The 13,285-nt window shown below is 61.7% G+C and carries 12 protein-coding genes; 8 read left to right on the forward strand and 4 right to left on the reverse strand.

What is annotated here, in order from left to right; genetic code table 11:
• Positions 1-25 precede the first annotated feature (25 nt).
• Positions 26-1,696, reverse strand: coding sequence for a lactate permease LctP family transporter (locus B4L76_RS06600; protein ID WP_296231338.1), 1,671 nt, complete (start codon positions 1,694-1,696; stop codon positions 26-28).
• Positions 1,697-1,951: 255 nt separating this feature from the next.
• Between B4L76_RS06600 and B4L76_RS06605 the strand changes: the two genes are divergently transcribed.
• Positions 1,952-2,719 carry an FCD domain-containing protein gene (locus B4L76_RS06605; RefSeq protein WP_296231340.1) on the forward strand — a complete coding sequence of 256 codons (768 nt, stop codon included), beginning with the start codon at positions 1,952-1,954 and terminating at the stop codon, positions 2,717-2,719.
• Between the two features lie 121 nt (positions 2,720-2,840).
• On the opposite strand, the gene smpB is transcribed toward B4L76_RS06605, so the two are convergent.
• On the reverse strand, positions 2,841-3,323 hold the full coding sequence (gene smpB / locus B4L76_RS06610) for an SsrA-binding protein SmpB (RefSeq protein ID WP_289131206.1): 483 nt from the start codon (positions 3,321-3,323) through the stop codon (positions 2,841-2,843).
• Positions 3,324-3,486: 163 nt separating this feature from the next.
• Between smpB and B4L76_RS06615 the strand changes: the two genes are divergently transcribed.
• On the forward strand, positions 3,487-3,921 hold the full coding sequence (locus tag B4L76_RS06615; protein WP_186672852.1) for a type II toxin-antitoxin system RatA family toxin: 435 nt from the start codon (positions 3,487-3,489) through the stop codon (positions 3,919-3,921).
• A 61-nt stretch (positions 3,922-3,982) separates the two neighbouring features.
• Here the strand turns inward: B4L76_RS06615 and B4L76_RS06620 are convergent, their stop codons facing one another.
• Positions 3,983-4,516: an outer membrane protein assembly factor BamE gene (locus B4L76_RS06620; RefSeq protein ID WP_296231344.1), complete on the reverse strand. Its 534-nt coding sequence runs from the start codon at positions 4,514-4,516 to the stop codon at positions 3,983-3,985.
• A 97-nt stretch (positions 4,517-4,613) separates the two neighbouring features.
• Here B4L76_RS06620 and fur point away from each other — a divergent pair, with 97 nt between their 5' ends.
• Complete coding sequence (gene fur / locus B4L76_RS06625; protein ID WP_012274258.1) at positions 4,614-5,018, forward strand: ferric iron uptake transcriptional regulator; 405 nt, start codon at positions 4,614-4,616, stop codon at positions 5,016-5,018.
• Between the two features lie 191 nt (positions 5,019-5,209).
• Here the strand turns inward: fur and recN are convergent, their stop codons facing one another.
• Positions 5,210-6,883 (reverse strand): DNA repair protein RecN, encoded by a 1,674-nt coding sequence (gene recN, locus B4L76_RS06630; protein ID WP_296231348.1) that lies wholly within the window; start codon positions 6,881-6,883, stop codon positions 5,210-5,212.
• Between the two features lie 193 nt (positions 6,884-7,076).
• Between recN and grpE the strand changes: the two genes are divergently transcribed.
• From grpE to carA, 5 genes are all read left to right on the forward strand, one after another.
• Complete coding sequence (gene grpE / locus B4L76_RS06635) at positions 7,077-7,634, forward strand: nucleotide exchange factor GrpE (protein ID WP_296231349.1); 558 nt, start codon at positions 7,077-7,079, stop codon at positions 7,632-7,634.
• Positions 7,635-7,735: 101 nt separating this feature from the next.
• Complete coding sequence (gene dnaK / locus B4L76_RS06640; RefSeq protein WP_296231350.1) at positions 7,736-9,661, forward strand: molecular chaperone DnaK; 1,926 nt, start codon at positions 7,736-7,738, stop codon at positions 9,659-9,661.
• A 197-nt stretch (positions 9,662-9,858) separates the two neighbouring features.
• Complete coding sequence (gene dnaJ / locus B4L76_RS06645) at positions 9,859-10,983, forward strand: molecular chaperone DnaJ (RefSeq protein ID WP_296231351.1); 1,125 nt, start codon at positions 9,859-9,861, stop codon at positions 10,981-10,983.
• Positions 10,984-10,996: 13 nt separating this feature from the next.
• Positions 10,997-11,800: a 4-hydroxy-tetrahydrodipicolinate reductase gene (gene dapB, locus B4L76_RS06650; protein WP_016712092.1), complete on the forward strand. Its 804-nt coding sequence runs from the start codon at positions 10,997-10,999 to the stop codon at positions 11,798-11,800.
• A 323-nt stretch (positions 11,801-12,123) separates the two neighbouring features.
• Complete coding sequence (gene carA, locus B4L76_RS06655; RefSeq protein ID WP_013974294.1) at positions 12,124-13,260, forward strand: glutamine-hydrolyzing carbamoyl-phosphate synthase small subunit; 1,137 nt, start codon at positions 12,124-12,126, stop codon at positions 13,258-13,260.
• Positions 13,261-13,285: the final 25 nt, after the last annotated feature.

A 13,285-nucleotide genomic window follows, 5' to 3' on the forward strand; every position in this document is an offset into this window, starting at 1 on the left:
GCCAGGGCGCCCGGCCCCTTTCACTTTAGTGATGGACCAGCATGCCGGTCAGCCAGTAGGCCTGGATCAGGGTGATCAGGCCGACGATGGTAGCGAAGAACAGGCTGTGCTTGACGGTGAAGCGGAACAGGTCGGATTCCTTGCCGACCAGGCCGGTGGCGGCACAAGCCACGGCGATCGATTGCGGCGAAATCATTTTGCCGGTTACCCCGCCGCTGGTGTTGGCAGCAACCAGCAAGGTGTCGTTGACCCCGATCTGGTGCGCGGTGGTGGCTTGCAGCGAGCCGAACAGGGCGTTGGACGACGTGTCCGAGCCGGTCAGGAACACGCCCAGCCAGCCGAGGAACGGCGAGAAGAACGGGAACGCCGCGCCGGTACCGGCCAGCACCAGGGCCATGGTCGAAGACATGCCCGAGTAGTTGGTGACAAAGGCGAAGGCCAGCACCATGCCGATCGACAGGATCGGCCAGCGCAGTTCCCAGAAGGTTTCCTTGAAAGTGGTCAGACCAGTTTTGAAGTTGATCTTCAGCACCGCCATGGAAATCAGCGCCGAGAGGAAGATCGCGGTGCCGGTGGCGGAGATCGGGTCAAGCTTGAACACGGCCGGCATGGCGGTTGGCGCAGCCACGATCGGCGCAGCCTTGACCACCAGCTGGTCGAGGTGCGGGATGGCGAAGTTGAACACGAAGTCGTACATCGAGCCGCCCGCCGCGAAGGCCGCCTTGAACGGTTTCAGCGTCCAGATGGTGACCAGTACGGTGAGGATCAGGAACGGCGACCAGGCCTTGAAGATCTCGCCAAGGCTGTAGGGGCTTGGCTGGCTGCCACTTGGCTGCACCACGGCGGCGCCCACGCTGCCTTTGGCTTCGGCGAACGCGCGCTTGGGCTGCCAGACTTTCAGGAACAGGGTCAGGGCGACCAGGCTGGCCAGGGCCGAGGTGATGTCCGGCAGCTCCGGGCCAATGAAGTTCGAGGTGAAGTACTGGGTGACGGCGAAGCTCAGGCCGGCAACCAGGGCGGCAGGCCAGGTTTCCTTGACGCCACGCACGCCATCCATCATGAACACCAGCCAGAACGGTACGAACAGCGACAGCAGGGGCAGCTGGCGACCGGTCATGGCGCCGATGTGGAAAGCGTCGATACCGGTGACCTGGCCGGCCACGATAATCGGGATGCCCAGGGCGCCGAAGGCCACTGGCGCGGTGTTGGCGATCAGGCACAGGCCGGCGGCGTACAGCGGGTTGAAGCCCAGGCCTACCAGCAGCGCGGCAGTGATTGCCACCGGTGCGCCAAAGCCCGCTGCGCCTTCCAGGAAGGCGCCGAAGCAGAAACCGATCAGCAGCACTTGCAGACGCTGGTCGTCGGTAATCGACAGCACCGAGCTGCGGATCACTTCGAACTGGCCGCTCTTGACCGTGAGTTTGTACAGGAACACCGCGGCAACGATGATCCAGGCGATTGGCCAGAGGCCATAGAGGAAGCCATACCCCGCGGCGGCGAATGCCATGTCGACAGGCATCTGGAAGGCGAAGATTGCCACCAGGATCGACAATGCGAGGGTGATGCTGCCTGCCACGTGGCCTTTGAGGCGGAACACGGCCAGGGCAAGGAAGAAGAAGACGATGGGAATGACCGCCGCCAGCGCGGACAGGCCGAGACTACCAAGCGGGCTATAGAATTGTTGCCAGGTTTGCATATGGGGTGGCCCCTAATTGTTGTTGGTCAGGCACTGGCATTGGATAATTGGTAAGACCAATTTACAATGACTGGTCGCTAGGTTAAAAGCGCTGTCGGGGGTGTGTCAATTTGTCCTGTGCAAAACTTTGGTCGAGTGCCGATGAGCGGGCATCTGATGAGCCGGGAAAATCGCTAGCTGATGGTGTTTGCGCAGCCCTGGATCGGCGAGAATAGAGGCCCCGGAAATCTGCCGGGGGTTTGTGGAGAGCATGTGATGGTTTTTGATCAGGTCCGCCAGCGGCGCCTGTCCGACGACATCGTCGATCGGTTGGAGGGGATGATTCTGGAAGGCACGCTGACCTCCGGGCAGCGGCTGCCGGCCGAGCGCGTCCTTGCCGAACAGTTCGGTGTGTCCCGCCCGTCACTGCGTGAGGCGATCCAGAAGCTGGTGGCCAAGGGGCTGCTGGTCAGTCGTCAGGGCGGGGGCAATTATGTTGCCGAGTCGCTGGGGTCGACCTTCAGCGATCCGTTGCTGCAATTGCTCGAGCACAGTGCCGAGGCGCAGCGCGACCTGCTCGAGTTTCGCCATACCCTGGAGGCGTCCTGCGCCTATTACGCCGCCCAGCGCGCCACCGAGCCGGACCGGGCGCGGCTGAAGGCGGCCTTCGATGCGTTGCAGGACTGTTATGCCCGGGTCGATGAAGTGACCCGGGCAGAAGAAGGCGCAGCCGATGCGCGCTTCCACCTGGCGATTGCCGAGGCCAGCCATAACGCCGTGCTGCTGCACACCATTCGTGGTTTGTTCGACCTGCTCAAGCGCAACGTGGTGACCAACATCGGCGGCATGTACCAGCAACGGGCCGAGACCCGTGACATGCTGATCAGCCAGCACCGGGAGCTGTACCTGGCGATTGTCGAGGGCAGGGCGGACGACGCGCGAGAGGTGTCCAGCCGGCACATTCTGTATGTGCAGGAGGTGCTGGAAGAGGCGCAGGAGGAAGCGCAACGGGTGGCGCGTGCGGAGCGGCGTAGCGGGCGCTGAGATTGGCTGTGGCACTGCGGGCCTCTTCGGGGCAAGCCCGCTCCCACAATTTTCGAGCTCGACGCTGTCATTGTGGGAGCGGGCTTGCCCTGCAAAGAGGCCCGCATGAGCAACCTAAGACTTAGTCTACCTTGCCCTTGTTGCGCACGGCCCGCTGCAGCTCGCGGTTGGAATCGCGTTCGCGCATGGTGTCGCGCTTGTCGAATTCCTTCTTGCCCTTGCCCAGTGCGATTTCACACTTGATCAGGTGCTTGCTCCAGTACAGCGCCAGGGCCACACAGGTGTAGCCTTTTTGCGCCACGGCCGCTTCCAGTCGCTCGAGCTCGCGCTTGTTCAGCAGCAGCTTGCGCGTGCGGATAGGGTCGGCGATGACGTGGGTGCTGGCCGTGGTCAGCGGGGTGATGTGGCTGCCGAACAGCCAGGCTTCACCGTCCTTCAGCAGCACGTAGCTGTCAGTCAGGTGCGCCTTGCCGGCTCGCAGGCTTTTTACTTCCCAGCCGGACAGGACCAGCCCGGCCTCGAACTTGTGTTCGATGAAGTAATCGTGTCGCGCCTTCTTGTTTTGCGCGATGGTCCCGGTCGGATGTTTTTTTTGCTTAGCCATAGGGGCGGCATTATAGGCAAGTCGACGCGTCGTCCGCTATGGGATTTCGGTGTGCTTGAGCCACCGGAATGAATACCGGACAATACGAACGCTGTCATAGCTACACAAACTGTTTTCGGCACGCTGCGAAGCACCGCCACCCAGCCTTGGAAGTGACGCCTGGATGACTACCCATATTCAACGCTCCGCCCTGCTGCCATACCCCGCCAAGGCGCTGTACGACTTGGTCAACGATGTCGCCAGCTACCCGGATTTCCTGCCCTGGTGCTCTGACTCCACGGTACTTGAAGCCAGCGACACGCAGATGCGCGCCAAGCTGGAAGTGGCCAAGGGCGGCATGAGCCAGCAGTTCGTCACGCGTAATGTACTGGTGCCGGGGCAGTCCATCGAGATGAACCTTGAAGAAGGGCCATTCACCCAGTTGCATGGCCTATGGGTATTCAAGCCGTTGGGTGAAAAGGCCTGCAAGATCAGCCTGGACCTGTCCTTTGATTACGCCGGGCCGATCGTGCGCGCCACGCTGGGCCCGCTGTTCAACCAGGCGGCCAACACCTTGGTCGATGCGTTCTGCCAGCGTGCCAAGCAGCTGAATAGCTGATTGAAACAACGGCAATAAAAAGCCCGGATCTGGTCCGGGCTTTTTTGTACCTGCTCGCCGCTTACTGGGGCGAGGTTTCCAGCGGCGCGGGGGTTGGCACCGGGGTGGTCTCGATGGTGTCGATCTCGCGCTGGATGGATTCTTCCACCGAACCCGGCTTGGCCGGTTTTTCTTCAGGCTGCACGGCTGGTTGCGCTGGCTGGTTGGCCGGGCTGACGGTGGTGTCACCGCTGCCACCGAGGATTTCCTGGTCACGGCTGACGCCTGGCATGAAGTCACCGGACAGGCTGACCAGTTGGTCGCTGTCATTGAAGAACACACTCATGCGTTCCTGCTGACGTTTACCGCCACCTGGTTGAATGCTGTACAGGTAATCCCAGCGATTGGTGTTGAAGGTATCCTGGATCAGCGGGTTACCCATGATAAACCTTACTTGCCGACGGGTCATTCCGGGGCGCAATTGGTCTATCATGTCTTGCGTAACGACATTGCCCTGCTGGATGTCGATTTTGTAAACCCCGGGAAACGAGCAACCGGCGAGTGCGAGCAGTCCCACTAGGGTGAGGCTGGTTAGCAAGAGCTTGGTGTTTTGCATCGGTGGGCGACTTCCACTATCTTGGCTGGACAACGTAAACCCCGATCATACCCGTATTAAGAGAAGCTGCGAAGCAGCATCGGCGAGAAAGCTGACCATGGTTGAAAATAGCGAATTGCGCAAAGCCGGTCTCAAGGTGACCCTGCCTCGAGTCAAGATCCTTCAGATGCTCGACTCGACCGAGCAGCGTCACATGAGCGCCGAGGATGTCTACAAGGCGCTGATGGAGGCTGGCGAAGACGTGGGCCTGGCCACCGTCTATCGCGTACTGACCCAGTTCGAAGCGGCGGGTCTGGTGGTTCGCCACAACTTCGACGGCGGTCACGCAGTATTTGAACTGGCTGACGGTGGCCACCACGATCATATGGTCAACGTGGATACCAGTGAGGTCATCGAGTTCATGGATGCCGAGATCGAGAAGCGTCAGCGCGAAATCGTGGCCGAGCATGGCTATGAGCTGGTGGACCACAATCTGGTTCTGTACGTGCGTAAGAAGAAGTAACGATTTTCTATCGTTATGAATGGCAAAAGCGACCTTCGGGTCGCCTTTGTGCTTTTGGGGGCTGAGAAGTATGTCGTTTGTTCCGGCCTCTTCGCGGGTAAACCCGCTCCCACAGGTATTGCACAGGCCTCAGGCTCGGTGAATATCCTGTGGGGGCGGGTTTACCCGCGAAGAGGCCTGGAAATCAGGGCTCAGGCTTTGCCGCTCACAACCATCTTGCGCGCATGCGCCAGGGATTCCTTGGTCAGGTCGATGCCACCGAGCATCCGCGCTACTTCCTCGACCCGCTCGCGCTTGCCCAGGCTGGTCACGGCAGTGTGGGTGGTATCGCTGTTACGCACCTTGTGCACGAACAAGTGATGGTGCCCTTGTGCGGCAACCTGCGGCAGGTGAGTCACGGTCAGCACCTGGCCGCGTTCGCCCAGGCGACGCAACAGCTGACCGACGATTTCCGCAGTTGGCCCGCCAATACCAACGTCGACTTCGTCGAATACCAGGGTGGGGATGCGCGACGTCTGCGCGGTAATGACCTGGATCGCCAGGCTGATGCGCGACAGCTCACCGCCCGAAGCAACCTTGGCCAGGCCCTTGAGCGGCTGGCCGGGGTTGGCGCTGACCAGCAGTTCGATCTGTTCCAGGCCATGCGGTGACAGGTCGTCGCCCTCGTTTGGCGTCAGGGCGATGCAGAAGCGCCCACCGGGCATGCCCAGGCGCTGGATCTCCTGCTCTACCGCCACTGCCAGCTGTTGCGCCGCCTGCTGGCGCAGGGCGCTGAGCTCGCGAGCCTTCTCTTGATAGTGGTGGGCGAAGGCAGTCAGCTCTTCGCCCAGGCGCTCGATCGATTCGTCACTGGCATTCAGGCCCTCCAGCTCCTCCATCAGTTGCTGCTGCAGGTGAGGCAGCTCGGTGGGGTGCACGCGGTGTTTGCGCGCCAGCGTATAGATGGTGTCGAGGCGTTCTTCCAGGGCCTGTAGCCGCATGGGGTCGGCGTCGAAGTTGTCGAGGAAGCGGTTGAGCTCGCCGATGGCTTCCTCGACCTGGATCTGCGCACTGGCAAGCAGGTTGGCCGCTTCGTTCAGTGCCTTGGGCGAATGAGTGGCGGCTCCCAGGCGATTGAGGCTGGCGGTGAGGGCGCTGAGTACGTTGCCCGAGTCGCTTTCGCTGCATTGGTCGATAACCTGGCGGCATATGCCGAACAGCGCTTCGGCGCTGGTCAGTTGCTTGTGTTCCTGCTCCAGGTGTTCCAGTTCGTGCTCGCCCAGCCCGAGGTTGTCCAGCTCTTCCAGCTGGTAGCTGAGCAACTGGTGGCGGGCGCGTTGCTCGTCGCCGGAATTGGACAGGCGCTCGAGTTCCAGGCGGGTCTGGTTCCAGCGTTTGGCAGCCAGTTGCACCTGGCGGGCCAGGTCGACGGCGCCGGCGTACTCGTCGAGCAGGCGGCGATGGGTGTCGGGCTTCAGCAGCGACTGGTGCTCATGCTGGCTGTGAATGTCGATCAGCAGTTCGCCCAGCGCCTTGAGGTCGCCGAGCGGGCAGGGCGTGCCGTTGATGTAGCCGCGGCTGCGGCCTTCGGCGGTGATCACCCGGCGCAGGATGCACAGGCCGTCGTTGTCCAGGTCGCGCTCGGCCAGCCAGGCATGGGCCTCGGGAATGTCCACCAGGTCGAAGGTGGCAAGGATGTCTGCCTTGTCCGTGCCGGGGCGTACCACGCCGCTGTCGGCCCGGTCGCCCAGGGCCAGGCCGAGGGCATCGAGCATGATCGATTTGCCGGCGCCGGTTTCGCCGGTGATGACGGACATGCCGCGGGCGATCTCGAGGTCGAGGTGTTCGACGATGGCGTAGTTGTGAATGGACAGGTGCACCAGCATGAGGGCAGCTCCCGAAAGTCAGGTCTGGTTATTTATACAGTACTTTTTTCAGGCCTGCCAATGCCCTTTGCCGGATTGTGTTGCCGGGCGGAAAACCACCTTGCCCCCTTGAAGCTGGTTTTTCCGGCCCCATATAGCCGACATCCAAGGCGAGCGTGGCTCGCAGTCCACAAATTTGCGCAGGAGAGACCCCATGGCTGATGAACAGCTGAACGAGAAAGACCTTAACGTGGAAGAAGCCGGTGCAGGCAATGCTGCTGACGCCCGTGTTCTGGAACTCGAGGAACAGCTGGCCGCAGCCAAGGACCAGGCGCTGCGCGCCGTTGCCGACGTACAGAATGCGCGTCGCCGTGCCGAGCAGGATGTCGAGAAGGCCCACAAGTTCGCCCTGGAGAAGTTCGCCGGCGACTTGCTGCCGGTGATCGACAGCCTGGAACTGGCCCTGGCCCACTCCAGTGCCGAAGACGAGAACGTCAAGCAGATCCGCGAAGGTGTGGAGCTGACCCTGAAGATGTTCCAGGACACCCTCAAGCGCTACAACCTCGAAGCCATCGACCCGCACGGCCAGCCGTTCAACCCTGAGCATCACCAGGCCATGGCCATGCAGGAAAACGCCGAGGTGGAGCCGAACAGCGTGCTCAACGTGTTCCAGAAGGGCTACCTGCTCAATGGCCGTCTGCTGCGCCCCGCCATGGTGGTGGTCAGCAAGGCGCCAAGCGCGCCGCAACCCTCTATCGATGAAAAGGCTTGAAATCCTTCCGGGCATCCCCATCTAGGTGTCAAGCCTTCAAGTATTACCGCAGTTGGCCACAGTAGCCGCTGCTACCAAATTCAAGTCTCGGGAGAGTTAACATGGGCAAAATCATCGGTATCGACCTGGGGACCACCAACTCGTGCGTCTCCGTTCTGGAAAACGGTAACGTCAAGGTCATTGAAAACGCCGAAGGCGCGCGTACCACCCCTTCGATCGTCGCCTACGCCAATGACGGCGAAATCCTGGTTGGTCAGTCGGCCAAGCGCCAGGCTGTGACCAACCCGCACAACACCCTGTTCGCAGTGAAGCGCCTGATCGGCCGCCGCTTCGAAGAAGACGTCGTGCAGAAAGACATCAAGCTGGTGCCATACAAGATCGTCAAGGCCAGCAATGGCGACGCCTGGGTACAGGCCAGCGGCAAGGACATGGCGCCACCGCAGATCAGCGCCGAAGTCCTGAAGAAGATGAAGAAGACCGCCGAAGACTACCTCGGCGAGCCCGTCACCGAAGCGGTCATCACCGTTCCGGCCTACTTCAACGACAGCCAGCGCCAGGCCACCAAGGACGCCGGTCGCATCGCCGGCCTGGACGTGAAGCGCATCATCAACGAACCGACCGCCGCTGCGCTGGCCTACGGCATGGACAAGGCCAAGGGCGACCACACCGTCATCGTCTACGACCTGGGTGGTGGTACCTTCGACGTATCGGTCATCGAAATCGCCGAAGTCGACGGTGAGCATCAGTTTGAAGTGCTGGCCACCAACGGTGACACCTTCCTCGGTGGTGAAGACTTCGACATGCGCCTGATCGACTACCTTGTCGACGAGTTCAAGAAAGAGTCCGGCATGGACCTGAAGAACGATCCGCTGGCTCTGCAGCGCCTGAAGGAAGCTGCCGAGAAGGCCAAGATCGAACTGTCGTCCTCGCAGTCGACCGATGTCAACCTGCCGTACATCACTGCAGACGCGACCGGTCCGAAGCACCTGAACGTGAAGATCTCCCGCGCCAAGCTGGAGTCGCTGGTCGAAGACCTGGTTCAGCGCACCATCGAGCCGTGCCGTATCGCCCTGAAGGACGCTGGCATCGACGTCGCCAAGATCGACGACGTGATCCTAGTCGGCGGCCAGACCCGTATGCCGATGGTACAGAAAGCCGTTGCCGACTTCTTCGGCAAGGAAGCCCGTAAGGATGTCAACCCTGACGAAGCCGTGGCCATGGGTGCTGCCATCCAGGGCGCCGTACTGGCCGGTGACGTGAAGGACGTACTGCTGCTGGACGTCAGCCCGCTGACCCTGGGTATCGAAACCATGGGTGGCGTGATGACTTCGCTGATCGAGAAGAACACCACCATTCCGACCAAGAAGTCGCAGGTGTTCTCGACTGCCGACGACAACCAGGCTGCCGTGACCATTCACGTGCTGCAGGGTGAGCGCAAGCAGGCTGCCCAGAACAAGTCGTTGGGCAAGTTCGACCTGGCTGACATCCCGCCGGCTCCGCGTGGCGTGCCGCAGATCGAAGTGACCTTTGACATCGACGCCAACGGCATCCTGCACGTCAGCGCGAAAGACAAGGCCACCGGCAAGTCGCAGTCGATCGTGATCAAGGCCAACTCCGGCCTGTCGGACGAAGAAATCGAGCGCATGGTGCGCGACGCCGAGGCCAACGCCGAGGAAGACCGCAAGTTCGAAGAGCTGGCCGCTGCCCGTAACCAGGGTGACGCGCTGGTTCACTCGACCCGCAAGATGGTCGCTGACGCCGGTGACAAGGTTACCGCCGAAGAGAAAACTGCCATTGAGGCTGCCGTGGTTGCCCTGGAAGCCGCTGTCAAAGGCGACGACAAGGCTGCCATCGACGCCAGGGTCGAAGAGCTGTCCAAGGTTTCAGCACCGGTTGCCCAGAAGATGTACGCCGAGCAGTCGGCAGAACAGCCTCAGGGTGGCGCGCAGCACGCCGAGCCGGAAGCCAAGCACGACGACGTGGTTGACGCCGAGTTCGAAGAAGTGAAAGACAACAACAAGCAGTAATCCCTGCATGTTGTCGGCCAGTTCACCGTCGTTTGCCGGGGAGCTGGTAGGATGTCGCCGCGCGGGGGCTTGCTCCCGCGTTGGCGTATCTGGAATTCGAGAATCTTTACAGCATCTGTCAGCGGCCCAGGTGGGCCAACGGCAGGTGCTGATGGCGTGGCGCAGATGCCAGACGCCCAACAAGGTGCAAATGACCTATGTCCAAGCGTGATTATTATGAGGTCCTGGGTGTCGAGCGCGGCGCCAGCGAAGCTGACCTCAAGAAGGCCTATCGCCGTCTGGCGATGAAGTACCACCCTGACCGCAACCCCGGCGACAAAGAGTCCGAAGACAAGTTCAAGGAGGCCAACGAGGCCTACGAAGTGCTGTCTGACGCGAGCAAGCGCGCGGCGTTCGACCAGTATGGTCATGCTGGCGTGGACCCGAGCATGGGTGGCGGTGGTGCCGGTTTCGGCGGTGCCAACTTCTCCGACATCTTTGGCGATGTGTTCAGCGACTTCTTCGGTGGTGGCCGCGGCGGTGGACGTGGCGGCGCCCAGCGTGGCAGCGACCTGCGCTACACCCTGGAGCTGAACCTGGAAGAAGCGGTGCGTGGCACCACGGTCAGTATCCGCGTGCCTACCCTGGTCAACTGCCAGCCTTGCGACGGCTCGGGGGCCAGGAAAGGTTCCACGCCGTCGACCTGCCCGACCTGTGGCGGTATCGGCCAGGTGCGCATGCAGCAGGGCTTCTTCTCGGTGCAGCAAACCTGCCCGCGCTGCCATGGCCAGGGCAAGATCATCACCGACCCATGCACCTCGTGCCACGGCGAAGGTCGTGTCGAAGAATACAAGACGCTGTCGGTCAAGGTGCCGGCGGGTGTCGATACCGGCGACCGTATCCGCCTGTCGGGCGAGGGCGAGGCCGGTACCCATGGCGGCCCGACCGGCGATCTGTACGTGGTGATCAATGTGCGTGAGCACGAGATCTTTCAGCGTGATGGCAAGCACCTGTACTGCGAAGTGCCGATCAGCTTCACTGATGCCGCCCTGGGCGGCGAGCTGGAAGTGCCCACGCTCGATGGTCGCGTGAAGCTGAAGATCCCCGAAGGCACCCAGACCGGCAAGCAGTTCCGCCTGCGCGGCAAGGGCGTTGCCCCGGTGCGCGGTGGTGGTGCTGGTGACCTGTTGTGCCGCGTGGCGGTGGAAACCCCGGTCAATCTCAGCCGCCGCCAGCGCGAGCTGCTCGAAGAGCTGCGTGACTCGCTGGAAGGCGACAGCTCCCACTCGCCAAAGGCCAGTGGCTGGTTCGATGGCGTGAAGCGCTTCTTCGGCGACCTCTGACAAGGATAAGGCTATGCGACGTATTGCAGTGATGGGTGCGGCAGGGCGAATGGGCAAGACCCTTATCGAAGCCGTGCAACAAACGCCGGGTGCGGGATTGACGGCGGCGATCGATCGCCCTGACAGCTCGCTGGTTGGGGCTGATGCCGGTGAGCTGGCAGCTCTTGGTCGGATTGGCGTGTTGTTGTCCGACGATCTGGCCAAGGTCGCCGACGAATTCGACGTGCTGATCGACTTCACTCACCCTTCGGTAACCCTGAAAAACCTCGCATTCTGCCGCAAGCACGGTAAGGCGATGATCATCGGCACCACCGGTTTTACGGTTGAAGAGAAGCAGCTGCTGGCTGAGGCTGGCAAGGACATCCCCATTGTGTTCGCTGCCAACTTCAGCGTGGGTGTGAACCTCAGCCTCAAGCTGCTTGACCTGGCTGCCCGGGTGTTGGGCGATGATGTCGATATCGAGATCATCGAGGCACATCACCGGCACAAGGTCGATGCCCCATCGGGTACTGCGTTGCGCATGGGTGAAGTGGTTGCCAATGCGCTGGGCCGGGATCTGCAGGAAGTGGCCGTGTATGGCCGCGAAGGGCAGACTGGCGCGCGTGACCGCAAGACGATCGGCTTCGCCACTGTACGCGCCGGCGATGTGGTAGGTGATCACACCGTTCTGTTCGCAGCAGAAGGCGAGCGCCTGGAAATCACCCACAAGGCTTCCAGCCGCATGACCTTCGCCAAGGGCGCCGTGCGTGCGGCGCTGTGGCTGGATGGGCGTGAGCCTGGGCTGTATGACATGCAGGACGTGCTCGAGCTGCACTGACCTGCAGATTGGTGTCGGCTTCTTCGCGGGTAAACCCGCTCCCACAGGGTTCATGCAGGTTTCAGGCTTTGCGCAGTCCTTGTAGGAGCGGGTTTACCCGCGAAGAGCCGACAAATGCCAGCTTGTCGCATTGATATGTTTTAGAGGCACATCTGCGGTAGACCGAAAACGCACTTTTCTGTAAGCTACAGCTTTAGTGTGTCCACTAAAAGCGCGCAGCGAATTGAATTCAGCACATGAAAGCGGGGTGACGTGTCCATACGTCACTCCGCTTTTTTGCAACCTGCGATCGCCCTTTCATGCTTGATTAACGGGAGGTCTTCTTGACAAAGCCAGCCATACTCGCCCTTGCCGACGGCAGTATTTTTCGCGGTGAAGCCATCGGTGCCGACGGTCAGACCGTTGGTGAGGTGGTGTTCAACACCGCTATGACCGGCTACCAGGAAATCCTTACAGACCCTTCCTATGCGCAGCAAATCGTTACCCTGACCTACCCGCACATCGGCAATACCGGCACTACCCCGGAAGACGCCGAGTCGAACCGTGTCTGGTCCGCTGGCCTGGTCATTCGTGACCTGCCGCTGCTGGCCAGCAACTGGCGTAACACCCAGTCGCTGCCGGAGTACCTCAAGGCCAACAACGTCGTCGCCATCGCCGGCATCGACACCCGTCGCCTGACCCGGATCCTGCGTGAAAAGGGCGCCCAGAACGGTTGCATCCTTGCCGGTGACAACATCAGCGAAGAAGCCGCCATCGCCGCTGCCCGTGCCTTTCCTGGCCTGAAGGGCATGGACCTGGCCAAGGTCGTTTCCACCAAGGAGCGCTATGAGTGGCGCTCCAGCGTGTGGGAGCTGAAGACCGACAGCCACCCGACCATCGAAGCTGCCGACTTGCCTTACCACGTGGTCGCCTTCGACTACGGCGTCAAGCTGAACATCCTGCGCATGCTGGTCGCCCGTGGCTGCCGCGTGACCGTGGTGCCGGCCCAGACCCCAGCCAGCGAAGTGCTGGCACTCAACCCGGACGGCGTGTTCCTGTCCAACGGTCCTGGCGACCCCGAGCCGTGCGACTACGCCATCCAGGCGATCAAGGAAATCCTCGAGACCGAGATCCCGGTGTTCGGCATCTGCCTCGGCCACCAGCTGCTGGCCCTGGCCTCCGGCGCCAAGACCGTGAAAATGGGCCACGGCCACCACGGCGCCAACCACCCGGTCCAGGACCTGGATACCGGCGTGGTCATGATCACCAGCCAGAACCACGGCTTTGCCGTTGACGAGGCTACCCTGCCGGGCAACGTCCGCGCCATCCACAAGTCGTTGTTCGACGGCACCCTGCAGGGTATCGAGCGCACCGACAAGAGCGCGTTCAGCTTCCAGGGTCACCCTGAAGCGAGCCCCGGCCCGACCGATGTCGCGCCTCTGTTCGATCGTTTCATCGATGCCATGGCCAAGCGCCGCTGAGCATCCTGCTTCAAGGCCCCGGGCC

The sequence above is a fragment of the Pseudomonas sp. UBA4617 genome (genome assembly GCF_002386445.1).
Taxonomy (GTDB): Bacteria; Pseudomonadota; Gammaproteobacteria; order Pseudomonadales; family Pseudomonadaceae; genus Aquipseudomonas.

Excerpts from the sequence above, each read along its gene's own strand:
- B4L76_RS06600 (WP_296231338.1), bottom strand. The coding sequence starts at position 1,696 with ATGCAAACCTGGCAACAATTCTATAGCCCGCTTGGTAGTCTCGGCCTG.
- dnaK (WP_296231350.1), top strand. The coding sequence starts at position 7,736 with ATGGGCAAAATCATCGGTATCGACCTGGGGACCACCAACTCGTGCGTC.
- B4L76_RS06615 (WP_186672852.1), top strand. The coding sequence starts at position 3,487 with ATGACTACCCATATTCAACGCTCCGCCCTGCTGCCATACCCCGCCAAG.
- dapB (WP_016712092.1), top strand. The coding sequence starts at position 10,997 with ATGCGACGTATTGCAGTGATGGGTGCGGCAGGGCGAATGGGCAAGACC.
- fur (WP_012274258.1), top strand. The coding sequence starts at position 4,614 with ATGGTTGAAAATAGCGAATTGCGCAAAGCCGGTCTCAAGGTGACCCTG.
- dnaJ (WP_296231351.1), top strand. The coding sequence starts at position 9,859 with ATGTCCAAGCGTGATTATTATGAGGTCCTGGGTGTCGAGCGCGGCGCC.
- grpE (WP_296231349.1), top strand. The coding sequence starts at position 7,077 with ATGGCTGATGAACAGCTGAACGAGAAAGACCTTAACGTGGAAGAAGCC.
- recN (WP_296231348.1), bottom strand. The coding sequence starts at position 6,883 with ATGCTGGTGCACCTGTCCATTCACAACTACGCCATCGTCGAACACCTC.
- B4L76_RS06605 (WP_296231340.1), top strand. The coding sequence starts at position 1,952 with ATGGTTTTTGATCAGGTCCGCCAGCGGCGCCTGTCCGACGACATCGTC.
- B4L76_RS06620 (WP_296231344.1), bottom strand. The coding sequence starts at position 4,516 with ATGCAAAACACCAAGCTCTTGCTAACCAGCCTCACCCTAGTGGGACTG.
- smpB (WP_289131206.1), bottom strand. The coding sequence starts at position 3,323 with ATGGCTAAGCAAAAAAAACATCCGACCGGGACCATCGCGCAAAACAAG.